Source organism: Mesorhizobium sp. M0715, assembly GCF_040320355.1.
Lineage (GTDB): Bacteria > Pseudomonadota > Alphaproteobacteria > Rhizobiales > Rhizobiaceae > Mesorhizobium.
The window spans coordinates 206,549-227,679 of record NZ_JAMYPL010000008.1; the positions used below are offsets into that span (position 1 = coordinate 206,549).

Here is a 21,131-nt window from a genome sequence, read left to right on the forward strand (position 1 = left end):
GCGAGCAGCGGTTTCCAAGTGTTAAGCTACGTTCGAATGATTAACCAACCGTTTGCCATATGAGCCGCTCATGGTCGCCAAGACCGCGCCGGCGATACGTTGCGCGCCCCAGAAGCCTGTGGCGCCGGCTGGTGGATTACGGGCTTGCCGTCATCATCCTCGGACTGCTGATCCTGCTGGCGGCCCGCCTCGACCGGGTGGAGACACGCAAGACGCAAGGCGTGGCAATCATCAACGACGGCGATTCGATCACGCTTGGCACCGAGCGTATCCGCATGCGCGGCATCGATGCTCCAGAATATACGCAGACCTGCCGCAAGAACGGCGCGGACTATTCCTGCGGCACGCTTGCGCGTCAGTCGCTCGTTCGCCTGATCGCCGGCAAGCCCGTCTCTTGTACCGGCTGGCAGCGTGATCGTTATGGCCGGCTGCTCGGCGACTGCACCGCCGGCGGCAAGAATCTCAACCGCGCGCAGGTCGAGGCCGGCTGGGCGGTTGCCTATGGCGACTTCGAGAGCGAGGAGGCCGTCGCCCGGGCGGGAAAGGCCGGCATCTGGGCGGGAACGTTCGATCAGCCGCAGAACTGGCGAGACAGCCATCACGGGGAAGTCGTCGAGAAGAAGCACGGCACACTGGCCTCGATCGGCGATGCCGTGCGCGAGATTTTTCGCTTCTGGTGATACGCGTCCTGGAACTGGAACCGAGAACGAACAGGAGGATGGAATGAAACTCTTCGACGGGGGCCGGGCGCCCAATCCACGGCGGGTCCGCGTTTTCCTGGCCGAGAAAGGCATCGAGGTTCCGCAGGTGCCCATCGACATGGGGGCGCTCGAACACAGGCAACAGGCGGTCAGCTCGCGCAATCCCTTGCAACGCCTGCCGGTGCTGGAACTCGACGACGGCACCGTCATCACGGAATCCGTCGCCATCTGCCGTTATTTCGAGGAACTGCATCCCGAACCGGCCCTGTTCGGGCGCGGCGCACTCGGCAAGGCGCAGGTCGAGATGTGGCAGCGACGGATGGAATTCAATTTGCTCAGTTGCGTCACGCAGGCTTTCCGGCACATCCATCCGGCCATGAAGGAATGGGAAATCCCGCAGGTCCCCGAATGGGGTGAGGCCAATAAGCCGAAGGCCGTGGCGTTCCTCAGGCTTCTGGACGGCGAACTGGGCAGCCGGGAGTTCATCGCCGGTGACAGCTATTCGATCGCCGACATCACCGGCCTGATCGCCGTCGACTTCATGAAGCCGGCACGCATCAAGGTGCCGGATGACTGCGCGAATGTGTTGCGCTGGCATCAGGCCGTCTCCAGCCGGCCGAGCGCATCAGCCTGAGAATGACTGTTGAACTCGAAAACCTCGTCGCCAGGGTCCGCGCCTGCCGTATCTGCGTGGAAAATCCGGCCGGCAAGCCGTTGCCGCATGAGCCACGACCAGTACTGCGCCCTTCGTCCAGCGCCCGTATCCTGATCGCCAGCCAGGCGCCCGGCACCAAGGTACATCTGTCTGGCATGCCGTTCACCGACGCCTCCGGCGACCGCCTGCGCAGTTGGCTTGGCGTGACGAGCGACGAATTCTACGACATCGAAAAATTCGCCATCGTCCCGATGGGCTTCTGCTTTCCCGGCCAGGATGCCAAGGGGGGAGATCTGCCGCCGAGGCGCGAATGCGCGGCGGCCTGGCGCGCGCCTTTGATGGCCTCGATGCCACGGATCGATCTGGTGCTGACGATCGGCATCTATGCGCAGTCCTGGCACATGGGTGCGGCGCGCCGGCCCTCCCTGACCGAAACGGTCATGGATTGGCGCTCCATCTGGGAGAATTCCGTCGGTCCGAAAGTGCTGCCGCTGCCGCATCCCTCGTGGCGCAACACCGGCTGGCTGAAGAAGAATCCATGGTTTGAAATGGATTTGCTGCCTTTTCTGCGTTCGGAAATCCGATATCGCCTCGGCTGACCTTACAGCAAGAAATCACTCGCTTTTCCGTCAATTGGCAGAATTTCTTTCTTGTGAAAGGTCGGAATAAGGGGGAGTATAGCCAATCTATTCCCCTGGGGAGCAAAATATGGACCGCCTCGATAGAAAAATTCTCCGTCTTTTGCAGGAGGACGCGACACTCGCGGTCGCCGACGTCGCCAAGAAAGTCGGGCTGTCGACAACACCTTGCTGGCGGCGCATCCAGAAGCTCGAGGAGGAAGGCGTCATCAAGCGGCGCGTTGCCATTCTCGACCATGAAAAGGTCAATGTGCGCGTCACCGTCTTCGTGTCGATCCGCACCAATTCGCACAGCCATGAATGGCTGCGGCGTTTCTCGGAAGTCATCCAGGAGTTTCCCGAGGTGGTCGAGTTCTACCGCATGAGCGGTGACGTCGATTATCTGCTGCGGGTCGTGGTTCCAGACATCGCCGCCTATGACGCCTTCTACAAGCGGCTGATCGCCAAGATCGAAATCCGTGACGTGTCGTCGTCCTTCGCCATGGAGCAGATCAAGTACACGACCGAAATCCCGCTCGACTACATGGTGCTGGACAAGGAATCGGGTGCCAACGCCGCCTGAGCTGCAGCAGGTTGTCCTGCTTAGTTCTTCTTTTTGTTGAGGAAACTCCAGGGCGAATTGACCGGCAGGGTGACGGTGTCCGGTACGCTGCCGACGGCGACCACGTCTGCCTTGCGGACGCTGTAGCCAGACTGGATGACGCTGACGCCGTCGAGGATGAACAGCTGGCTCTTCTCCATGTCCGGCTTCAGCGCGCCGGTGACCGCGACCGGCTGATAGGCCTCGGAGATTTTGTAGGGACGTGCCGGCGTGACCAGCACGATCTGGTTGGGGGGCGGCGTTGGCATGTGGCTGCACGCACCCGTCCACGGCACCAGCAGGAACTGATAGACAAGATCGCCGTCGCGATCGACCGGCAATGCGTAGCCGGCTAGCTGAATGCTTTTGTCCTGCAGGTTGAGGGACAGCGTCTCGCCATGGTCGGGCAATTTTGCCGCGATCATCGGCAGCCCGACGTTTTCGGCGGCGGATTGCGTAGCCGGACGCAGATCCTTCCAGAATATGTGCGCGGTCTCGGCCGAGGCATCGGTGGCCGCGGACACAAACAATGCCGCTGCGAAGGCCAGGATTGATTTGGGAGGATTGCTCATTGGCCGCGTCCCTTTGAAGCTCAAGTAAAGACGCCGCTGTCAACGACGTCAACGCTCCCGCCGCATCACATGTCGGCAGCCGCATCACATGTCGGCAGCCACTTCACATGTCGGCGAGATCCAGACATGCCGGAAAGCGGATTTCCGCGCCGTCAGCCTTTCCTGGCGACGATCCGCGCGAGCGTCTTGGCATTGGACAGCTCCCTTACGGCGTCCTTGCCGATCCAGCGCGCCGTCTTGTCTGCCGACTGCGCCAATCGTTCGGCGACAGCCAGGGCAGCGCCGTGCATGTCCATTGATCGTTTGCCGATCGACCGAAGCGCCCAGTTCACGGCTTTCTTCACGAAATTGCGGCTGTCGTTGGCATGCGTTTCGATGATCGGCAGGAAGGCGAGGAAGGTCGTCTCCGGCTCCTTCTTCCGGTGGACGACAGACCAGGCCATCATGGCAAAGGCCGTGCGCCGAACGAATTCCCGCTCGTCCGCCGCGAACTCGGCGATCAGTTCTTTCCAGGCGTCCGTGTCGACAAAGAGGTCGGAGACGCCGTCGACGATGTCCCAGGAGTCGAAGCTGGCCGCCCATCGTCTTGCATCTTCAGCAGAAAACCGTTTCGGGTCAGCGGTGACGGAGGCGATGAACTGCGCCTCCATGATGCCGGTGTCCCATAGCTCGAAGGCGCGCTCGTGGTTGCGTCTGATCTTCCTGGCGATCTGCCGCTGCATGCCGTGCGAGATACCAAGCGCACGGTCGATCTTGATGCCGTAGCGCAACATGCCGAGGCGGTTCTCCTCCGACCCGATAGCGCGAAGATGGGCGACGATTTCCGCGGCTGTGGATTGAGGTGAGAGCTCTGCCACGGCGGAAACCTACTTCTCCAGGCGCGCCAGCAGCGAGGACGTGTCCCAGCGCTTGCCGCCCATCGCCTGCACATCCTTGTAGAACTGGTCGACAAGTGCTGTCACCGGCAGTCTGGCGCCATTGCGATCGGCCTCGGCCAGACAGATGCCGAGATCCTTGCGCATCCAGTCGACGGCGAAGCCGAAATCATATTTGCCGGCGTTCATCGTCTTGTGGCGGTTCTCCATCTGCCAGGAGCCCGCGGCGCCCTTGGAAATCACCTCGATCACCTTCTCGATGTCGAGTCCGGCCTTCTTGCCGAAATGGATGCCTTCGGCCAGGCCTTGGACGAGGCCGGCTATGGTGATCTGGTTGATCATCTTGGTGAGCTGGCCGGCACCGGCCGACCCCATCAAGCCGACCGTGCGGGCAAAAGCGTCGATAACAGGCTTCGCTCTGTCGAAAGCGTCCTGCTCGCCGCCGACCATGACGGTCAGCACGCCGTTCTCGGCGCCGGCCTGGCCGCCCGAGACAGGCGCATCGAGAAACGAAAACCCGCCGGCTTCCGCCGCCGCCGCCAGCTCGCGAGCGACCTCGGCCGAGGCCGTGGTGTTGTCGATGAAGACCGAACCCTTCTTCATCGATTTGAAGGCGCCTTCCGGACCGGTCGTCACCGAACGCAGATCGTCGTCATTGCCGACACAGGAGAAGACAAAATCCTTGCCCTCGGCGGCCTGTGCTGGCGTCGCCGCAAGGCTATCGCCATGCTGGCCAACCCATTGCTCGGCCTTGGCCTTGGTGCGGTTGTAGACGGTGACATCATGGCCACCCTTGTTCTTCAAGTGCCCGGCCATCGGATAGCCCATCACGCCAAGACCGAGAAATGCAACAGATGCCATGAGCTTGCCCTTCAGAAACGGAATTTGCTGCGAAAGCTCTAGGCTCTGCGCTCAATTCGTCAAGACGCGTAGGGCAGGATCGGCTGGTGCAGCTGAATTGAAATAGTCAGCGTTTCAGGTGAACGGTGATCCGGCGCTCGATCCATTCGACGCCATGGCGCAATATCTCGACCATCACCAGATAGACGAGCGCGACCCAGATATAGGCCTGGATGTCGAACGAGTTGGCGAAGGCGAGCTTTGCATTGCCCATCAGATCATAGACCGTGATGATGGCGACGATGGCGGACGCCTTGACCATCAGGATCAGTTCGTTGCCATAGGGCCGCAAGGCGACGATCAAGGCTTGCGGCAGGATGATCTTGCGCAAGGTCTGCAATTTGTGCAGACCAAGCGATGCCGCCCCTTCCCATTGCCCTCTTGGCACGCTCTCGATGGCGCCGCGCAGAATCTCGGCCTGATAGGCGGCGGTGTTGAGCGCAAAGGCAAAGACGCCGCAATTGAACGCGTCCTTGAAAAAGTCCCAGAGGCCGATCGACTGGAGCTCGACCCTGAACGAGCCCAATCCGTAATAGACGAGATAAGTCTGGACCAGCAGCGGCGTGCCGCGGAAGAAATAGACGTAGCAATAGGCGAGGCCGGACAGGATCCGGTTCTTGGACATGCGCCCGTAAGCGACGGGCACCGACAGGATCGCGCCGAGCACCATCGATATGGAAACCAGCGAGAGCGTTACCCCAAGCCCTCGCAAATAGGCTGGCGCATATTTGGCGAAGAACTCAGGGTTCCAGGCAAGGAAGAGATAGCTGACGATGCCAATGCCGAACAAAATCCACAGGCAGACCAGCGCATAACCGGCAATACGCCTGCGCGGCCAGCCGCGCGCCCGGGGCGGGGGCCGTTCGACCATTGTGGCCGTGGCGCTCATCGCTGCGCCTCCTGCCGGCCAAGCGAACGCAGGATAGCGCTGGTGGCGAAGGACGACAGGACGGCCAGACCAAGAAAGACCAGCGAGGCGACACCGAAGAACAGGAAAGCATGCTTGGTGACGCGGGCGGCAATGCTGGCATTGCGCAGCGTCTCGGCCAGGCCGACGACCGACACCAGCGACGTGTCCTTGAGCAGGCTGAGCCAGCAATTCTCCAGGCCGGGGAACGCGATGCGCAGCAGCTGCGGCACGATCACCTTGCGCATGGTCAGCCAGTTCGAAAGACCGATGGCATAGCCGCCCTCATACTGGCCTTTCGGAATGGCCCGGAAGGCCGACAGGAAAACCTCGCTGGCATAGGACGAGAAGATCAGCGCAAGCACGATCATGCCGGCGACGAAGCTGTTGACGTCGATGGTGGTGTCCGGCCGGAAATACCTGACGAGATGCTGCAGCAGGATCGGCATGCCGAAGAAGAACAGGAAAAGCGTCACCAATTCCGGCAGACCGCGAAAGACGGTGGTGTAGATGTTGGCGGCAAGGCGCAACGAGGGTTCTTCGGACTGCTTGGCGAGTGCAATGAAAAAGCCGATCGTCAATCCGATGGGCAGCGTGGCAAGCGCAAGCGCAATGGTGATCAGTGCGCCATAGGCAATATCGTCAAGCCAGCCTTCGGGTCCCCAACTGAGAAGTGTCCATATGCTCTGGGCTGGCATCGATCGGTCTTATCCCCACGGCATTCCCAAGATGAACAGAAGACGGCGGGGGAATTCCCCGCCGTCTTGACCGTATTTATCAGGACTCGGCGCCGTAGACGTCGAACTTGAAGTACTTGTCGTTGATTTCCTTGTATTTTCCATTGGCGCGAATGGCGTCGATGGCCGAGTTGAGCTTGTTGACCAGGTCGGTTTCGCCCTTGCGCACGGCAATACCGGCGCCAGGCCCGAAGATCTCGACCGGCTGCGGCGAAGGTTGGCCGAGGATCTTGCAGCAGGCGCCGTCAGGCGAATCCAGAAACTGCTGCAGCACGACAATATCGTCCTCGATGGCGTCGAGACGGCCATTGGCAAGATCTGCCTGCTCCTCGGGGCTGCTCGGATAGCCCTTCACGGTGCTGTCGGTGTAGGTCTTCGAGGCATAGTTGAAATGCGTCGTGGTGGTGGCGACGCCGATGGTCTTGCCGGCGAGATCTTCCTTGGTCACGCCTTTCAGCGTGCTGTCCTTCGGCACGGCGAGAGCCGACGGCGTGTTGTAGTATTTGTGCGAGAAGTCGACCTTTTCCATCCGCTCCGGCGTGATCGACATCGAGGCGACGATGGCGTCGAACTTGCCGGCCTGAAGGGCGGGAATGATGCCGTCCCAATCCTGGGCGACGAAGGTGCACTTGACCTTCATCTCGTCACAAAGCGCCTTGGCGATGTCGATGTCGAAGCCCACGAGCTGGCCATCGGCCGTGAGATTGTTGAATGGTGGGTAGGCGCCTTCGGTGCCGATCCTCAGGGTCTTTTCCTGGGCCTGGGCGACGCCGAGCGTCAGCAGCGCGGCCGATGCGGCAAGCGCGATACGCAGTGAAATACGCATGATGGTCCTCTCTTTATGGTCCCGGCCGTCGTTCCGAACGGCTCTGTGGGGCGGTGCTTTTGACCGCCCGCTGGCGCGATACTCCCACTCTTTCCAAGAAAAAAGCAACTGCAAAACCGTAAAAATGGGCAAGGCTATTCTGCCGTTGCGTCAGCGCTCAAGCAACGAGCCCAGTGGTGCGCTCGATGAAGTCGGCTATCGATTTTGCATCGTCGAGATCGAATACCGGCAGCAGCTCGCCTTCAATCGCAAAATCGGCGGCGACAGCGACGATGTTGGGATCCTCCGCCGAAAGCGGCGTACGGTCCTTCGCATCCAGCCGGCGGGTTTCGATCTTGTCATGGGCTTCGCGCTTGTAGCCCTCGACCAGCACAAGGTCGCAAGGGGCAAGCCGCGACAGGACAGTCTCCAATGTCGGCTCGTCCTCGCCGCGCAGCTCGTGCATCAGTGCCCAGCGAACGCCGGAGACGATCGCGACTTCGGTGGCGCCAGCCTGCCGGTGGCGAAAACTGTCGGCGCCCGGTTTGTCGATGTCGAAATCATGATGGGCGTGTTTCACCGTCGAGACTTTCCAGCCGCGCCGGACAAGTTCGGTGACCAGCCTTTCGGTCAAAGTCGTCTTGCCGGAATTCTTCCAGCCGGTGATGCCGAAGACGCGTCTGTTCATGGCTTGATGCTCTGCAACAGACGCTCGGCAGACACAAGATCGTCCGGATCGTTGATGTTGAAGAAAGGGTCGACCCCCGCCGATTGCAGAACAGGGAATTCCACCTCGACAAAACCGTGCCGGTCGATGAAAGCCGAAACCCGCCTGATATCCTCGTCGACCAGAAAGTGCCGCAAGGCATCGCGGCAGCCGAGCGGCCAGAGCGCGAAGGTCGGGTGCCGCTTGCCGGCCGAGCAGGCAACGGCAATCGAACCGGGACTTTGATCGGCGGCCGCTGCCAGACGCTCGACAAGGTTCAACGGCAGGAAAGGCGTGTCGCCGGCAGCACTGACGATCGCTTTGCAAGACGTATTGGCCGCGGCCCATTCGAGGCCGGTCAGGATTCCGGCGAGCGGCCCGGCAAAGCCGGGCACGCTGTCGGCAAGCACCGGCAGTCCAAAGCGCAGGAATCGTGCAGGATCGCCATTGGCGCTGAGCGCCAGCGATTCTATTTGCGGGGTGAAGCGCGACACGACCTGGTCAAGCAGGCAGCCATCGCCAAGCGGCAACAGGCTCTTGTCGCCGCCGCCCATCCGTCTCGACTGGCCACCGGCCAGGATGATCCCCGCAATGTCTCGCTTCATGCCACGAAGCCTGTACGCCAGCCGTCGGAAATCACAAGAACCTTCAATGATCTGGCTAGATTCCGTCCGGAACCATGCTCGGCCCCGTGCTTTCGGCGACGATCTTGCGCCGGCCGGCGACCCGCTCGCGGTAGAGCGCATAGAGGCCCGAGCCGATGATGATGGTGGCGCCGACGATCATCGGCGGATCGGGGATATCGGCGAAGATGAACAGGCCAAGCAGGATCGACCAGATCAGGGCCGTATAGCGGAACGGCGCGATGAAGGAGATGTCGCCCGCCCGCATCGCCATGATGATGAACTGGTAGCCGATCAGCACCAGCACCGCCGCCAGGGCCAGCAGGGCTGTGCTGTCCCCCGTCATCGGCGTCCAGCCGCCCATTGCCGGCAACAGCGCCGCACCGACGATGGTCATGGCAAGCGCGGTTGCCGTCGACACCAGCAATGTCGGAATGGCCTTGGGAATTTGCTTGGTGGCGAGATCGCGCACCGCACAACAGGCAACGCTGGCCAGCGCCGCCAGCGAGTAGATGCTGAACCCTTCGAAGCCAGGCCGCACGATGATCAGCACGCCGGCAAATCCGATGGCGATGGCCAGCCAGCGCCGCCAGCCGACAGCCTCGCCAAAGACGAGCGCGGCCCCCATCGTCACCGCCAGTGGCAGCGCCTGCAGCACCGCCGAAACATTGGCGATCGGCAAATGGGCGAGGGCGACGAGAAAACTCACCGTGGCACCGGCCTCGCTGATCACGCGCAGGGCCACCAGAGGCTGCAGCATCGAGCCCGGGCGGGCGAGCGCGCCGCGCTGCCAGGCGAGCAAGCCAACGAAAAGCGAAGCGAAAGCCCCACGGATCAACATGACCTGCGCCATGTTCATCGATTGTGACGAGTATTTGGTGATGGCGTCGTTGAGGCAGAAGCCGGCCATCGCCACCATCATGAACAACGCGCCGCGAATATTTGGTGACAGGGGCAAGACGGCTACCGGTTCTGCTAATGCATGTCGCCCAAAAGTGACCTCGATTTTTGGGAAACGGCATGCATAAGAAACAAAGACCTAAAGCGCGTCACCTGAATCCGTTCAAACGCGACGCGCTTTAGGCAGCAAGCCTGTAACAGCCGGGCATGAAACAGCAACAGCAAAGGGCTGGGCCACAGCCTTGTTTGTGGCCCAGAAGATCACCTGCAATGGCGGCAGAACTTACTTCTTCGGCGTCAGCACCTCGGTGCCATTGCCTTCCTTGCCGGCGATGGTCCACAGACCATGCAGCGAGCCGTCGTCCGTCATCTTGTAGACGACGAGGCCGATATCCTTGCCCATGACATAGCCGGCCGAGAAGGCGTCATCGTTGCGCATGCAGATGCCGTCGGAAGATGAGCCACCGGTTTCCCAATGGATCGCGCAGGTCGTCCCGCTGGTCAGCGTGATGGTGGCTTCGCCGCCGTAGGCCGAGCCGTCGAAGTTGGTGCCGGCGACGGTATAGGTGCCGCCGATCGACTGCGCCGTTGCGGGCGCGGCCGCGAGACCAAGCAAGGCCAGAGAAAGAACGAGTTTGCGCATGATGTATTCCCCTGTGAGCGAAGAGCCGCTTCCAGGGAAAGGCTAGGCTGGAACAGACTGGCCGTAAATCCGGCTGCGGTTCGCGAACTAGACTTTTTCTGGGGTGTGGTTCGAAACGTTCATGGCCCCTTGAGACTGCCGGCAATGGCGCCGACCAGCGGGTCGTATTTCGACTTCAGGGCCGGAGGGTAATCGACCCATACCGTGCGGATGACGCCATCTCCACCAAATAGGCGCCGCTCGTAAAAGATCTTTCCTTCCTTCAAGCCCGACAGCACTGCAGTCCTTTCCGGCCCTGCTGTAGGTCACCTTGTAGCCCGGCTCGTTGCTCGCCTTCTGCGCCGCGACAAAGCCTTTCGGCGTATCGTCGTCGATGTTGAGGATGCCCGAGCAGATCAGGCTGGCACCATCGGCACTCAGCCATTGCTGCCCGTCGCCATTGTCGGGCTCGGGCTGGTGCTCGGTGAAGATTTCCTCGGGAAAGGTGCAGACGGTGCCGAAGCGCTCGTTCACATAGGTGAACGGCGCGGCAATTGCCGTGCTCGCCGCGATCGCAGCGAAAAACGTCCCGAATGAAAAGAACCGCCGCATGTCTTGCCCCGAAGTCGATGACCGCACGGCAATTCTTGCACAGATCGGCGGGAAGATCAGCCGCCGGTGACGCTCATATGGCGCGATACCGATGGGCGGCTGGTGCGGCGGTCGATGATGAAGTCATGGCCTTTCGGCTTGCGGCCGATCGCTTCGTCTATCGCTTCGGCGACCAGCTCGTTGCCTTCGGAGGCGCGCAAGGGCGCGCGCAGGTCAGCGGCATCTTCCTGGCCCAGGCACATATAGAGGGTGCCGGTGCAGGTCAGCCGGACGCGGTTGCAGCTTTCGCAGAAATTATGCGTCATCGGCGTGATGAAGCCGAGCCGTCCGCCGGTCTCGGCGACCTGGACGTAGCGGGCCGGGCCGCCGGTCTTGAAGGGAATGTCGGTCAGCGTGAACTGGCGTTCCAGCGACGCGCGCAGCAGCGACAGCGGCAAATACTGGTCGGTGCGGTCGGCATCGATCTCGCCCATCGGCATGGTTTCGATGACCGTCAGGTCCATGCCGCGGCCATGCGCCCAGCGCATCATCTCGGGCAGCTCGGCGTCGTTGAAATCCTTCAGCGCCACCGCGTTGAGCTTGACCTTCAGCCCCGCCGCCTGCGCGGCATCGATGCCTTGCATGACCTTGTCGAGATGGCCCCAGCGGGTGATCTTGTGGAACTTGTCGGCATCGAGCGTATCGAGCGACACGTTGATGCGCTTCACGCCGCAATCGGCGAGTTCGGCGGCAAAGCGCGACAGCTGCGAGCCGTTGGTGGTCAGCGTCAGTTCTTCCAGCGCGCCGCTGGCGAGATGCCGCGACAGCTGGCGCACCAGATGCATGATGTTCTTGCGCACCAGCGGCTCGCCGCCAGTCAGGCGCAACCGCCTGACGCCCTTTTCGATGAAAACCGTGCACAGCCGATCGAGCTCTTCCAGCGACAGCAGGTCCTTCTTCGGCAGGAAGGCCATGTCCTCGGCCATGCAATAGGTGCAGCGGAAATCGCAGCGGTCGGTGACCGACACGCGGAGATAGCTGATCGTGCGGCCGAAAGGATCAATCATGTCCATGCAAGCGCTTCCCGTGGCCGTGAACGGCTTCGTTATATACCGCTATGTGATACGATCCGGCCATTCATTCAAGATACCGCCTCTCGATCTTTGGTAACATCCCTCAGCCGACATCGCATGTCGGTCGGTCTCATCAGGCCTTTTCCCGTTTGGCGAAGCGGCGTAGGGAAGGGCGGATGAGACGGGATCGAACAGCATGACCGCACCGAAAGAGCTCAGGGTCTCCAAGGACCGCAAACTTCTGTCCGTCACTTTTCCCGACCATCGGCCGTTCGAGCTGCCGGCGGAACTGCTGCGCGTGGCCTCGCCATCGGCCGAGGTGCAGGGCCATTCGCCCGAACAGCGGGTGACGGTCCCCGGAAAGCGCAATGTGGCAATCCTCAAGATAGAGCCGGTCGGCAACTACGCCGTGCGCATCACCTTCGACGATTTCCACGACACCGGCATCTTCACCTGGAATTACCTGCATACGCTCGGCCACGAGAAGGATGCGCGCTGGGAGGCCTATCTCGCGGAGCTTGCGGAAAAGGGCCTGAGCCGGGACCGCTAAATTGATTCTCCTCGCTGTCGTCAAAACGTCATCGAGATGGCGTAGCGCCGGCAAAGGTTTGGAGGCGAAAACATGTCCGTCATCACCACGGTCGAGCAGCTCGAGGCGCTCTATGGCGTTCCAGGCGAGGCCTCGCTGGTCAAGGAACTCGACCAAATCATTCCCGAATATGCCGCCTTCATCGAAGCCTCGCCGTTCGTCGCGCTGGCGACCAGTGGCCCGGAGGGGCTGGACTGTTCGCCGCGCGGCGATCTCGCCGGCTTTGTGCGCATCCATGATCCGAAAACCCTGATGATGCCGGATCGTCGCGGCAACAACCGCGCCGATTCGCTGAAAAACATCATCCGCGACCCACGCGTCGGCCTGCTGTTCCTGGTACCGGGCTCCGGCACGACGCTGCGTGTCAACGGCCGCGCTCATATCACCACGGATACGGCGCTGTGCGCATCATTCACGGTGGACGGCAAGGCGGCGCGATCGGTAACCGTCGTCGACATCGATTCGGTCTATTTCCAATGCGCCCGGGCCATCGTCCGTTCCGAGCTCTGGAACGCGGCAAGGCACGTCGACCCGAAGTCGCTGCCGACGCCCGGACAAATCCTGGAAATCACCAGCCGCAGCAACATCGACGGCGAAACCTACGACAAGGAATGGCCGGAGCGGGCGAAGAAGACGATGTGGTAGGTCTGGCTGAAAGGTCGTCACGCCTCTTTTAGCACATCATAGATCTTGCGCATCTGCTCGCCGATCATGTCGCATTGTTCGGGCGTCGACTGGCTCATCGCCTTCTCGATCAGCGCCATATGCACTTTCAGCGCCTGCATCAGCAGCGCCTCGCCGGCCTCGGTGAGCGCGAGCCGCAGGATGCGCTTGTCCTTCTCATCACCTTCGCGGCGCAGCAGGCCGCGCGCCTCCAGCTGCGGCAAAAGCATGGTGATGTTGGAGCGGCCGACGAGCAGCTTGCGGGCAAGATCGTGCTGCGACATGCCGGGGTGGCGATAGAGGTTCATCAGCACGTCGAGCTGCGCCGGTTTCAAATCGAGCGGTGCAAGCTTCACCGCGAGCGTGCGCTCCAGCACATGGCATGCGCGCGCCACCGCGACCCAGTTGCGGAAACGGGGGTTGTCCCAAGGCAGCTCTTGTTTATTGTTCATCTTTGAACTATTATGTTCATGCTTGAACGTATGGATGGATTTTCACTATGGCATCATTCGGGCTGAAGGTCATCCGGGGCGTGTTCGGTGCGGCAGAGCGTGTCGCGCCGCGGCTTAGCGGACGCGCGGCGTTCGAATTGTTCTGCCGCACCCCGAATGTCAAGGCGCTCAGCGATGGCGAGCGCCGCGCTGTCGAGCGTGCGGCCGGGTTCATGACCGAGGCGCGACATCACCGACTGAAGACCGCGACCGGCTGCGTCATGGTGCACGAGTTCCGGCCCGAGCCGGGCAGGGCGGCCGCCGGCACGGTGCTCGTCGTCCATGGCTGGCGCTCGCGCACCGAATATATGCGCGCCTTGATCGAAGGCTATCGCGCCGCCGGCTACAGGGTCGTTTCGCTTGACCTGCCCGGCCACGGCCAGTCGCAGGGCCGGCGCCTGAACATGGTCAATGCCGTGGATGCGGTGCGAATTGCCGGCGAATGGTTCGGCCCCTTCGTGGCGGCGGTCGGCCATTCCTTCGGCGGCGCCGTCGCCGCCAATGCCATCGCCGGTTCGGTCAAGAACATTCCGCCGCTGGCGGCCGGACGCCTGGTGCTGATCGCGGCGCCAAGTTCCCTGCCGGCGATCTTTGCCGACTTCAGTCATATGTTGAATGTCGGCCCGCGCTCGCAAGCCGCCATGGCGGACCGGGTCGAGCATCTTTCCGGCCGGCCGCTGCACGAATTCACCGGCGACCGTCAGCTCGCCCAGGCGCCGGTGCCGACCCTGGTCATCCATGCGCAGGACGATCGCGAAGTGTCGGCCGATCATGCAAGGCGCTATGCCGGCGCCGGCGGCCATGTGCGGCTCTACTGGGCCGATGGGCTCGGCCACCGCCGCATTCTCGCCGACAAGGGTGTGGTCGAACGCGCGGTCGGCTTCGTAACGCATCGCGAGCCATTGCTGCTTCACTGAGCGGCGGTCGAGACTATTTCTTCTTCTCGCCGGGTTCGACCGGCAGTCCGGCGGCCTTCCAGGCGGTGTAGCCGCCAAGGATGTGCTTGACCGGCGAAAGCCCCATGTCCTGCGCCGTCTTTGTGGCCAGGGCCGAGCGCCAGCCGCCGGCGCAGAAGAACACGAAGCTCTTTCCCGAGGCGAAGAACGGCTTGTGGTAAGGGCTTTCGGGGTCGATCCAGAATTCCAGCATGCCGCGCGTGACATGTTTGGCGCCCGGAATCCGGCCGTCGCGTTCCACTTCGCGCGGATCGCGCAGATCGACGAAGATGGTGTCTTCATCGTCGAGCAGTCCGGCTGCCTCCTCCGGCGAAACCACTTCGATCTCGGCGTTCGCCTCGTCCAGCATCTCGCGATAACCCTTTTTCACGCTCTCGTCCCTCCCGGCCTTGCTGGCGAATTTCGATCACACCAGCCGGCGTTTGTCACGCCGCGTCGGTGCCGGCCATTGTCGTCCAGGCAGCCATGGCACCGGCCACCGTCGCCAGCAGGGCATCGTGCGAGGCACCGTCGCGTGCCTGAATCGACATGCCGTGCTGAACCGTGGCGAAGAAAGTCGCGGCGGCGCTCGCATCGAAATTCGCCGGCAATTCGCCTTCGGCAACGCCGCGCTCGAGACGCTTCCGCAGGGCGGTGTGGTTTTCGGCACGACGACGGCGCAGATCGTCGCAGATGGCGCCTCGGCTCGAATCCTGATGCAGCGCGCCGAGCGTGATCAGGCAGCCCTGCGGACGATCGCTCTGCGCATAGGCCTTCGCCGTCAGGCTCAGGAATTGTTCGATCGCCTGCCGCGCGGTCGGAGCCTCGTCCAATGCCAGCCAGATGTCGGCACCCTCGGTGTGCGAGTAAAAATCCGTCGCCTCCAGGAACAGCGCCTCCTTGCTGCCGAAGGCGGCGTAGAGGCTGGGCGAGTTGATGCCCATGGCGGCGGTCAGCTCGCTCATCGATGCGCCTTCGTAGCCACGCGCCCAGAACACCTGCATCGCACGTCGCAGGGCTGCGGTTCGATCGAAGGTGCGGGGGCGGCCTCGTTCCGACATGATGCTCTTTTCTGTGTTGATCGATACATAATTAAGTTGACGCCGACGGGCAAGGCTGGCAGACATTTATGTATCGATCGTTACAAAAGGAGAAATCGATGTCATCCAACCAACTGGGCGGCAAGGCCGCGCTCGTCACCGGCGGCAGTCGCGGCATCGGTGCGGCGATTGCGCGACGGCTCGCGGCCGACGGCGCCAGTGTCGCTCTGACTTATGTGCATGGCGAGGAGCAGGCTCGCTCGGTTGTCGCCGAAATCGAGGCCAAGGGCGGCCGCGCCATCGCGATCAGGGCCGACAACCGCGATGCGGTGGCCATAGACAAGGCCGTCGACGACGCAGTGACCACTTTTGGCCGGCTTGACATTCTGGTCAACAGCGCCGGCATCTGGCGGGCCGCCCCCATCGACACGCTGTCGCTCGCAGATTTCGACGAGACCATGGAGGTCAATCTCCGGGCTCCATTCATCGCCTCGAAGGCGGCGGCCGTGCATATGGGTGAGGGCGGCAGGATCATCTCGATCGGCAGCAACCTTGCCGAGAGGGCGACCGACGGCAGCCTCACGGCCTATTCAGCCAGCAAGGCGGCGCTGGTCGGCCTGACCAAGGCGCTGGCGCGCGACCTCGGCCCGCGCGGCATCACCGCCAACGTCGTCCACCCCGGTTCGACCGACACCGACATGAACCCGGCCGACGGCCCGCATGCCGAGCATCAGCGCCGGAAGATGGCAACACCGCGTTTCGGCAAGGCCGATGACATTGCCGGCATGGTCGCCTGGCTTGCAGGCCCTGAAGGCCGCTTCGTCACCGGCGCTGCCCTGACCATCGATGGCGGCGCCAACGCCTGATCCCGAGAGATTTCCGGCTGGGGCGGAACAACCCTCCGCTCCAGCCGTCACGATCTTGTGAAACCGTTCTGCAACAGGCTTTCCAAAATTTATGAAAGCTTAACGAAATCGGTATGAATCAGTATAGTCGCGCCTTACATCCGCCATGCGGTGAGCGGGACGATCTAGCGTGCGGAACGGGAACCGGTTGCGGCCGGAGCGGGTGATTCATGAAATTCCTCGGAAACAAAGCAACCGTGATGCCGCTGATGGCGATCACGGCAACGCTGGCTTTCGGTGTACCCCAGGCAGGCGCGCAGGGGCTCTTCGACATGCTTTTCGGCGGCGGCGTCAAGCATGCGCCGAAAGGCGAGTTTCCGCCCCCGCCGCCGAAGAACAAGCCAAAGCCGAAAGTGTCCGGTGGTGGCGGCGGCAATGTGAAGATCAGCAGCCCATCCTACTACACCTACAAGGCCGACCGGCTGGTTCGCGTCGACTTCTCGGCATTGGCCGCGACGCCGCAGCCGGCGACACCGCAGGACGCCGCCTTCGTGCCGTCGGCAACGGGCGCTGCGTTCCGTGATGCGGTTGCCAGCTTGGGTGACTACGAACTCTTAGCCGAGCCCGACATCGCCAAGGCGCTGATCGCGTATTACTCGGCCAATCCGGATTTCATCTGGATAAGCGGAACCAGCCTCAACAGCCGCGCGCAGGATGCGGTGCGGGTGCTTGGCGAGGCTTCAAGCTATGGCCTCACGCCCGCCGACTATACGGTCGAAGTGCCCGCTGCCGGCGCATCGTCGGCCGATGCCAATGCGCAACTGAAAGAGCTCGTCCGTTTCGAGATGGCGCTTTCCGCGCGTGTGCTGCGCTATGCCCACGACGCCCAGAACGGCCGCGTCGATCCCAACCGCATGACCGGCTACTATGATTTCCCGGCCAAGCCGCTCGACTTGCAAGGCGTGCTGAGGACGCTGGCGCATACCCAGCAAGTGCGCACCTATCTCGAGTCGCGGCATCCGCAGAATGCGGAATACCAGGCGCTGCGCGTCGAACTCGAATCGCTGCAGGCCAGCGCTGAAAACGAAGTCGTCGTCGACCCCAAGCTGTTGTTGAAGCCGGGCGAAACCAGCCCGGAACTGCCGAAGCTGCTGACCCTGATCGCGCGCAATCTCGATGACGAGATGGGCGGCGCCTATGGCGAGATCCTGTCCAGGCTGGCCACCGGCGAGGTCTATGATCCGGAACTGGTCCCGGTCATCAAGGCGGTGCAGCAGAAGGCAGGCATGAAGGGCGACGGCGTCATCGGCCCGCGCACCGTCGCGACGCTGGCCGGAACATCCAAGGCCGACAAGCTGCTGAAGGTGGAAGTGGCGCTGGAGGAACTGCGCTGGCTGCCCTCCGATCTTGGCAGTCCGCGCGTCTTCATCAACCAGCCAGCCTTCACCGCAAGCTACATCGACAATGGCGAGGAAAAGCTCAAGACGCGTGTCGTCGTTGGCCGGACCACCAACCAGACCTCTTTCTTCTACGACCAGATCAAGCAGGTCGATTTCCATCCCTATTGGGGCGTGCCGCAGTCGATCATCGTCAACGAGATGCTGCCGAGATTGCGCAACGATCCGGGCTATCTCGACCGGGCCGGCTACGAGGTGACGGATTCGCGCGGCAAGCGCATTCCTTCGTCGGCGGTCAATTGGGGCGCCTATGGCTCCAACATCCCCTACAGCGTTCGCCAGCAGCCGAGCGAGGCCAACGCGCTGGGCGAGTTGAAGATCCTGTTCCCCAACAAGCACGCGATCTACATGCACGACACCCCGCAGAAATCATTCTTCCAGCGGGATATGCGCGCGCTCAGCCATGGCTGCGTGCGGCTGCAGGACCCGCGCGGCATGGCAGCGGCGGTGCTTGGCACCTCCGTGGACTATATCGCCGAGAAGCTGAAGCACGGCCATGCGACCGAGAATGTGACGCGCACGATCCCGGTCTATGTCGCCTATTTCACCGCCTGGCCTGATCTGTCCGGCAAGGTCGAATATTTCGGCGACGTCTACGACCGCGACTCGCGCCTCAAGCAGGCTCTGGACGCTACGGAGGCGGTTCGCTCGCCTTCGAGTTGATCCAGGACTTTCGGTAGGCCGTTAACTCATAAATACGGAATGACCGAAAGCGGAAAGGCGGCTGAGAGGGAACGAGGAGCGGCGGCTACCGTTATCGAACAAGCTCAAAACGCAACTGTGATCCTGTTTCGGTAGGGACGAACGATGTTGAGCGCTCGAAGCGATTCTGCGACGGTGTTTTGCCATCGTCGGCATTCTGCCGATGGCTGACGAAGGTGGACCAAGCTACGGAAGTGGGCACGTTTCGCTTCAGCGTTCAGATGGAAGACGCGCAACCGTTGGCACGACACCATACGATGCCAACGACTTCGGGCCTTCATTCGCGATCACACGGCCACAAAACAGAGGCCCTGACCTACTCCGCGAAATGGTCACTAACGGAGGCGCCGATGTCGAGCCATTATGCGATTCTCGAAGCCCCCTCCACGCTGGGCCTGGCGACCGACGGTGTGGAGCGCTTGCCTGACCGGCTCCTGGACCTTGGCCTTGCGGAGCGCATCCAGGCGCGCCGGGCCGGGCGGCTGGCTATGCCTCCGAAGGACCCGACGCCCGATCCCGAGACCGGCACCCTGAACGCCAGGGCAATTGCGCAGTGGTCGCCCAAGCTCGCCGACGCCGTGGAAGCGGTGCTTGACGCAGGCGGGTTTCCAGTGGTGCTGGGCGGCGATTGCACGATCGTGCTGGGCTCGGCGCTCGCGTTTCGACGACGCGGCCGCTACGGCTTGCTCTTCATTGACGGCAATGCCGATTTCTTCCAGCCAGAGGCGGAACCCAATGGTGAGGGCGCCTCGATGGACCTCGCCTTCGTCACCGGCTACGGTCCGTCGCTCCTGACCGACATCGAAGGTCGCGGTCCTCTGGTCCGCCCTGAAGACGCTGTCGCCTTCGCGTATCGCGATCACAAGGATCAGGAGGAGTACGGAAGCGAAGAGCTCAAGGTGCTTGACCTTCCCGCTGTGCGCGCCACGGGCATCGAGGCCGCCGCACGCGAAGCGGTCGATCACCTGACGAGAGCGGAATTGGACGGCTTCTTCATCCATCTCGACGCCGACTGTCTCGACGACGTCATCATGCCAGCTGTCGATTTTCGCGTGCCAGGCGGGTTGTCGTGGGACGAGCTGACGGCCGCGCTCCGGCTTGCCTTGGCGAGCGGCAAGGCAGTCGGCCTCGAGATCACCATCTACAATCCGCGCCTTGATGAGGACGGCAGCGCCGGACGCGGCCTCGCCGACGTACTGGCCGCTGCGCTCGGAACAGCAGCGCCATGACGACGAGCTATGGCTGCTCTCAGGCAGCAAGGCGCACTGAGCGACCGATTTGAGATCGTTTTCCGACTGGCGGCTTTCATAATGCGGCGAATCTGTTTCTTTCAGGCTCGGCATGAGCCGATATGCCGGGCTCGCGATTGTGAGCCTGCAAGCTAGTAGCGCTGGAACAATGGCCGCCGGAAGCCGGCGTCGCGCCCGGCGATCAGCCAATAGAGCAACCCGGCGACAAGTCCGGCAGCGGCAATGATGCCGATGTCGACCCAACGCTCCGGGTCCATATCCTCCGGTGCACTCGGCCAGATCAGGGCGAAACCGCCGACCGCGGCGCCGGCGCCGAAAACCATGTGCAGCAGGACATTGCGCAACGAGAAGAACTCGGCGATCAGCGCGAAGATCAGCGTCTGCAGCGCGGTCACCACGATGGTCAGGAAATAGACGAACATGCCGAGCGGCGGCACCAGCAGCACCGCGATCGGCGAAACGCCCATGACGTCGAAATAGCTGGGCGCGTTGGGCAGGGAGCTGAGCACGCCATAGATCACCGCGATGGCGATCAGGCCGACCAGCACCGACACGAAGTAGCCGGCCAACATCATCAATATGCGCTTCATCACGTGCTTCGCCGTCGCCATGCCCATCCCCCAATGCGGCGCCCAGAGCTATTCTAGGAAAAGTGTGAAACGGTTTTCCGCCCGGAATCGCGTCAAAACAGAGAGTTAGAGCGGTTCGCCGTTTCTGTGAAACGGTGAAGTGCTCTGGCGCACAGTCAGCCATCAAAGTGAGACTGACGCAAGGGGAGGCGCCCGCGCCGGGGATGGTCGCTGACACGGCCGGGAACGAAATGTCTGCGAGCGAACCCTATTTCGGCTCCGCCGTCACAGGATCATAGGTGATTTCAACCTTCGCCTTGTCTCCCGTGTAATAGGTGACGGTGTAGGCACCGCTGTCCCAGTCGACCTCGTCCACATAGCGAAAGCCGTCGCGCTGCTCGACCTTGGCGATGATCTCGGACAGCTTCTTGGCATTGGGTGGCGGCAGCGGCTTGTCGTCCGCGGCCAAGGCCGGCGCGCCGGCGAGAAGAACGGCGACGCTGGTCGCCAGCAGAAATCTGGACATGGCTTTCCCTCAAGTTTTCGTCGGAGAGAAACTCGCTGGCGTGCCGGTTTGTTCCGCGGCTGGAATGCGTGCCGATTCAGTCCGCCGGTTTGCAGCTGCCCGAATGGGCCGCCGCCCGCTTGACTTACGCAGCGCGTCGTTGAGCGGGGTGGAGACCTGAACGGGTTCGACGAGGGTCG

27 protein-coding genes are annotated in these 21,131 nt (G+C 62.3%); 10 read left to right on the forward strand and 17 right to left on the reverse strand.

Going from position 1 to position 21,131, the window contains the following annotated elements:
- Nucleotides 1-59: 59 nt before the first annotated feature.
- The 4 genes from NKI21_RS12955 (at nt 60) to NKI21_RS12970 (ending at nt 2,556) form a co-directional block, all read left to right on the forward strand.
- Complete coding sequence (locus tag NKI21_RS12955) at nt 60-680, forward strand: thermonuclease family protein (protein WP_127297290.1); 621 nt, start codon at nt 60-62, stop codon at nt 678-680.
- A gap of 43 nt (nt 681-723) precedes the next feature.
- Nucleotides 724-1,335 (forward strand): glutathione S-transferase, encoded by a 612-nt coding sequence (locus NKI21_RS12960; RefSeq protein WP_352442421.1) that lies wholly within the window; start codon nt 724-726, stop codon nt 1,333-1,335.
- Entirely contained in the window at nt 1,275-1,955 is a 681-nt protein-coding gene (locus NKI21_RS12965; protein WP_128303649.1) for a uracil-DNA glycosylase family protein, read from the forward strand. The genes NKI21_RS12960 and NKI21_RS12965 overlap by 61 nt, the downstream gene beginning before the upstream one ends.
- Before the next feature lie 109 nt (nt 1,956-2,064).
- Nucleotides 2,065-2,556: an Lrp/AsnC family transcriptional regulator gene (locus tag NKI21_RS12970; protein WP_006205209.1), complete on the forward strand. Its 492-nt coding sequence runs from the start codon at nt 2,065-2,067 to the stop codon at nt 2,554-2,556.
- Nucleotides 2,557-2,576: 20 nt separating this feature from the next.
- Here NKI21_RS12970 and NKI21_RS12975 read toward each other — a convergent pair whose 3' ends face one another.
- The 12 genes from NKI21_RS12975 to moaA all read right to left on the reverse strand — a co-directional run bounded on the left by NKI21_RS12975 (nt 2,577) and on the right by moaA (nt 11,885).
- Nucleotides 2,577-3,146 carry a DUF3299 domain-containing protein gene (locus NKI21_RS12975; RefSeq protein ID WP_023813946.1) on the reverse strand — a complete coding sequence of 190 codons (570 nt, stop codon included), beginning with the start codon at nt 3,144-3,146 and terminating at the stop codon, nt 2,577-2,579.
- 152 nt (nt 3,147-3,298) lie between these two features.
- On the reverse strand, nt 3,299-4,003 hold the full coding sequence (locus tag NKI21_RS12980) for a DNA alkylation repair protein (RefSeq protein ID WP_352442422.1): 705 nt from the start codon (nt 4,001-4,003) through the stop codon (nt 3,299-3,301).
- A gap of 9 nt (nt 4,004-4,012) precedes the next feature.
- Nucleotides 4,013-4,882 (reverse strand): NAD(P)-dependent oxidoreductase, encoded by an 870-nt coding sequence (locus NKI21_RS12985; RefSeq protein ID WP_352442423.1) that lies wholly within the window; start codon nt 4,880-4,882, stop codon nt 4,013-4,015.
- 106 nt (nt 4,883-4,988) lie between these two features.
- Nucleotides 4,989-5,810, reverse strand: a complete 822-nt coding sequence (locus NKI21_RS12990; RefSeq protein WP_352442424.1) for an ABC transporter permease — start codon at nt 5,808-5,810, stop codon at nt 4,989-4,991.
- The gene (locus tag NKI21_RS12995; RefSeq protein WP_127270845.1) at nt 5,807-6,526 is read right to left on the reverse strand and encodes an ABC transporter permease; all 720 of its coding nucleotides are present in this window, start codon (nt 6,524-6,526) and stop codon (nt 5,807-5,809) included. Before NKI21_RS12995 ends, NKI21_RS12990 begins: the two co-directional genes overlap by 4 nt.
- Before the next feature lie 79 nt (nt 6,527-6,605).
- On the reverse strand, nt 6,606-7,391 hold the full coding sequence (locus NKI21_RS13000) for an ABC transporter substrate-binding protein (RefSeq protein WP_027036615.1): 786 nt from the start codon (nt 7,389-7,391) through the stop codon (nt 6,606-6,608).
- Between the two features lie 157 nt (nt 7,392-7,548).
- A complete protein-coding gene (gene mobB / locus NKI21_RS13005) occupies nt 7,549-8,058 on the reverse strand; it encodes a molybdopterin-guanine dinucleotide biosynthesis protein B (RefSeq protein WP_023813952.1) in 510 nt (169 codons plus the stop codon).
- Nucleotides 8,055-8,681, reverse strand: coding sequence for a molybdenum cofactor guanylyltransferase MobA (mobA, locus tag NKI21_RS13010; protein ID WP_023813953.1), 627 nt, complete (start codon nt 8,679-8,681; stop codon nt 8,055-8,057). The genes mobB and mobA overlap by 4 nt, the downstream gene beginning before the upstream one ends.
- Before the next feature lie 55 nt (nt 8,682-8,736).
- Nucleotides 8,737-9,657: a DMT family transporter gene (locus tag NKI21_RS13015; protein ID WP_023813954.1), complete on the reverse strand. Its 921-nt coding sequence runs from the start codon at nt 9,655-9,657 to the stop codon at nt 8,737-8,739.
- Between the two features lie 225 nt (nt 9,658-9,882).
- Nucleotides 9,883-10,242: a hypothetical protein gene (locus NKI21_RS13020; RefSeq protein WP_352442425.1), complete on the reverse strand. Its 360-nt coding sequence runs from the start codon at nt 10,240-10,242 to the stop codon at nt 9,883-9,885.
- A gap of 87 nt (nt 10,243-10,329) precedes the next feature.
- Nucleotides 10,330-10,833: a hypothetical protein gene (locus NKI21_RS13025; RefSeq protein WP_352442426.1), complete on the reverse strand. Its 504-nt coding sequence runs from the start codon at nt 10,831-10,833 to the stop codon at nt 10,330-10,332.
- A 56-nt stretch (nt 10,834-10,889) separates the two neighbouring features.
- Nucleotides 10,890-11,885 carry a GTP 3',8-cyclase MoaA gene (gene moaA / locus NKI21_RS13030; protein WP_031213805.1) on the reverse strand — a complete coding sequence of 332 codons (996 nt, stop codon included), beginning with the start codon at nt 11,883-11,885 and terminating at the stop codon, nt 10,890-10,892.
- 196 nt (nt 11,886-12,081) lie between these two features.
- Between moaA and NKI21_RS13035 the strand changes: the two genes are divergently transcribed.
- Together NKI21_RS13035 and NKI21_RS13040 are read left to right on the forward strand one after the other, a co-directional pair.
- Complete coding sequence (locus NKI21_RS13035; protein ID WP_292679513.1) at nt 12,082-12,435, forward strand: gamma-butyrobetaine hydroxylase family protein; 354 nt, start codon at nt 12,082-12,084, stop codon at nt 12,433-12,435.
- A 72-nt stretch (nt 12,436-12,507) separates the two neighbouring features.
- A complete protein-coding gene (locus tag NKI21_RS13040; protein ID WP_352721504.1) occupies nt 12,508-13,119 on the forward strand; it encodes a pyridoxamine 5'-phosphate oxidase family protein in 612 nt (203 codons plus the stop codon).
- 17 nt (nt 13,120-13,136) lie between these two features.
- Here NKI21_RS13040 and NKI21_RS13045 read toward each other — a convergent pair whose 3' ends face one another.
- Entirely contained in the window at nt 13,137-13,589 is a 453-nt protein-coding gene (locus NKI21_RS13045; protein WP_023813960.1) for a MarR family winged helix-turn-helix transcriptional regulator, read from the reverse strand.
- Nucleotides 13,590-13,636: 47 nt separating this feature from the next.
- Between NKI21_RS13045 and NKI21_RS13050 the strand changes: the two genes are divergently transcribed.
- The gene (locus NKI21_RS13050) at nt 13,637-14,545 is read left to right on the forward strand and encodes an alpha/beta hydrolase (protein ID WP_128303656.1); all 909 of its coding nucleotides are present in this window, start codon (nt 13,637-13,639) and stop codon (nt 14,543-14,545) included.
- Nucleotides 14,546-14,558: 13 nt separating this feature from the next.
- On the opposite strand, the gene NKI21_RS13055 is transcribed toward NKI21_RS13050, so the two are convergent.
- Together NKI21_RS13055 and NKI21_RS13060 are read right to left on the reverse strand one after the other, a co-directional pair.
- On the reverse strand, nt 14,559-14,954 hold the full coding sequence (locus NKI21_RS13055; protein WP_352865845.1) for a rhodanese-like domain-containing protein: 396 nt from the start codon (nt 14,952-14,954) through the stop codon (nt 14,559-14,561).
- Nucleotides 14,955-15,009: 55 nt separating this feature from the next.
- Nucleotides 15,010-15,624, reverse strand: coding sequence for a TetR/AcrR family transcriptional regulator (locus NKI21_RS13060; protein WP_352865848.1), 615 nt, complete (start codon nt 15,622-15,624; stop codon nt 15,010-15,012).
- 98 nt (nt 15,625-15,722) lie between these two features.
- Between NKI21_RS13060 and NKI21_RS13065 the strand changes: the two genes are divergently transcribed.
- From NKI21_RS13065 to NKI21_RS13075, 3 genes are all read left to right on the forward strand, one after another.
- Nucleotides 15,723-16,469, forward strand: coding sequence for a 3-oxoacyl-ACP reductase family protein (locus tag NKI21_RS13065; protein WP_352865851.1), 747 nt, complete (start codon nt 15,723-15,725; stop codon nt 16,467-16,469).
- A 209-nt stretch (nt 16,470-16,678) separates the two neighbouring features.
- Nucleotides 16,679-18,568: a L,D-transpeptidase family protein gene (locus NKI21_RS13070; RefSeq protein WP_352865854.1), complete on the forward strand. Its 1,890-nt coding sequence runs from the start codon at nt 16,679-16,681 to the stop codon at nt 18,566-18,568.
- Nucleotides 18,569-18,957: 389 nt separating this feature from the next.
- Nucleotides 18,958-19,836, forward strand: coding sequence for an arginase family protein (locus NKI21_RS13075; RefSeq protein WP_352865857.1), 879 nt, complete (start codon nt 18,958-18,960; stop codon nt 19,834-19,836).
- A 152-nt stretch (nt 19,837-19,988) separates the two neighbouring features.
- Here the strand turns inward: NKI21_RS13075 and NKI21_RS13080 are convergent, their stop codons facing one another.
- Nucleotides 19,989-20,474: a hypothetical protein gene (locus NKI21_RS13080; protein ID WP_032909546.1), complete on the reverse strand. Its 486-nt coding sequence runs from the start codon at nt 20,472-20,474 to the stop codon at nt 19,989-19,991.
- A gap of 220 nt (nt 20,475-20,694) precedes the next feature.
- On the reverse strand, nt 20,695-20,952 hold the full coding sequence (locus tag NKI21_RS13085) for a PepSY domain-containing protein (RefSeq protein ID WP_352442433.1): 258 nt from the start codon (nt 20,950-20,952) through the stop codon (nt 20,695-20,697).
- Nucleotides 20,953-21,131: the final 179 nt, after the last annotated feature.

Coding starts and splice junctions, on each gene's coding strand:
- NKI21_RS12955 (WP_127297290.1), top strand. CDS start 60: ATGAGCCGCTCATGGTCGCCAAGACCGCGCCGGCGATACGTTGCGCGC.
- NKI21_RS12960 (WP_352442421.1), top strand. CDS start 724: ATGAAACTCTTCGACGGGGGCCGGGCGCCCAATCCACGGCGGGTCCGC.
- NKI21_RS12970 (WP_006205209.1), top strand. CDS start 2,065: ATGGACCGCCTCGATAGAAAAATTCTCCGTCTTTTGCAGGAGGACGCG.
- NKI21_RS12975 (WP_023813946.1), bottom strand. CDS start 3,146: ATGAGCAATCCTCCCAAATCAATCCTGGCCTTCGCAGCGGCATTGTTT.
- NKI21_RS12985 (WP_352442423.1), bottom strand. CDS start 4,882: ATGGCATCTGTTGCATTTCTCGGTCTTGGCGTGATGGGCTATCCGATG.
- NKI21_RS12990 (WP_352442424.1), bottom strand. CDS start 5,810: ATGAGCGCCACGGCCACAATGGTCGAACGGCCCCCGCCCCGGGCGCGC.
- NKI21_RS12995 (WP_127270845.1), bottom strand. CDS start 6,526: ATGCCAGCCCAGAGCATATGGACACTTCTCAGTTGGGGACCCGAAGGC.
- NKI21_RS13000 (WP_027036615.1), bottom strand. CDS start 7,391: ATGCGTATTTCACTGCGTATCGCGCTTGCCGCATCGGCCGCGCTGCTG.
- mobB (WP_023813952.1), bottom strand. CDS start 8,058: ATGAACAGACGCGTCTTCGGCATCACCGGCTGGAAGAATTCCGGCAAG.
- mobA (WP_023813953.1), bottom strand. CDS start 8,681: ATGAAGCGAGACATTGCGGGGATCATCCTGGCCGGTGGCCAGTCGAGA.
- NKI21_RS13020 (WP_352442425.1), bottom strand. CDS start 10,242: ATGCGCAAACTCGTTCTTTCTCTGGCCTTGCTTGGTCTCGCGGCCGCG.
- NKI21_RS13025 (WP_352442426.1), bottom strand. CDS start 10,833: ATGCGGCGGTTCTTTTCATTCGGGACGTTTTTCGCTGCGATCGCGGCG.
- moaA (WP_031213805.1), bottom strand. CDS start 11,885: ATGGACATGATTGATCCTTTCGGCCGCACGATCAGCTATCTCCGCGTG.
- NKI21_RS13035 (WP_292679513.1), top strand. CDS start 12,082: ATGACCGCACCGAAAGAGCTCAGGGTCTCCAAGGACCGCAAACTTCTG.
- NKI21_RS13040 (WP_352721504.1), top strand. CDS start 12,508: ATGTCCGTCATCACCACGGTCGAGCAGCTCGAGGCGCTCTATGGCGTT.
- NKI21_RS13045 (WP_023813960.1), bottom strand. CDS start 13,589: ATGAACAATAAACAAGAGCTGCCTTGGGACAACCCCCGTTTCCGCAAC.
- NKI21_RS13050 (WP_128303656.1), top strand. CDS start 13,637: ATGGCATCATTCGGGCTGAAGGTCATCCGGGGCGTGTTCGGTGCGGCA.
- NKI21_RS13060 (WP_352865848.1), bottom strand. CDS start 15,624: ATGTCGGAACGAGGCCGCCCCCGCACCTTCGATCGAACCGCAGCCCTG.
- NKI21_RS13065 (WP_352865851.1), top strand. CDS start 15,723: ATGTCATCCAACCAACTGGGCGGCAAGGCCGCGCTCGTCACCGGCGGC.
- NKI21_RS13070 (WP_352865854.1), top strand. CDS start 16,679: ATGAAATTCCTCGGAAACAAAGCAACCGTGATGCCGCTGATGGCGATC.
- NKI21_RS13075 (WP_352865857.1), top strand. CDS start 18,958: ATGTCGAGCCATTATGCGATTCTCGAAGCCCCCTCCACGCTGGGCCTG.
- NKI21_RS13080 (WP_032909546.1), bottom strand. CDS start 20,474: ATGGGCATGGCGACGGCGAAGCACGTGATGAAGCGCATATTGATGATG.
- NKI21_RS13085 (WP_352442433.1), bottom strand. CDS start 20,952: ATGTCCAGATTTCTGCTGGCGACCAGCGTCGCCGTTCTTCTCGCCGGC.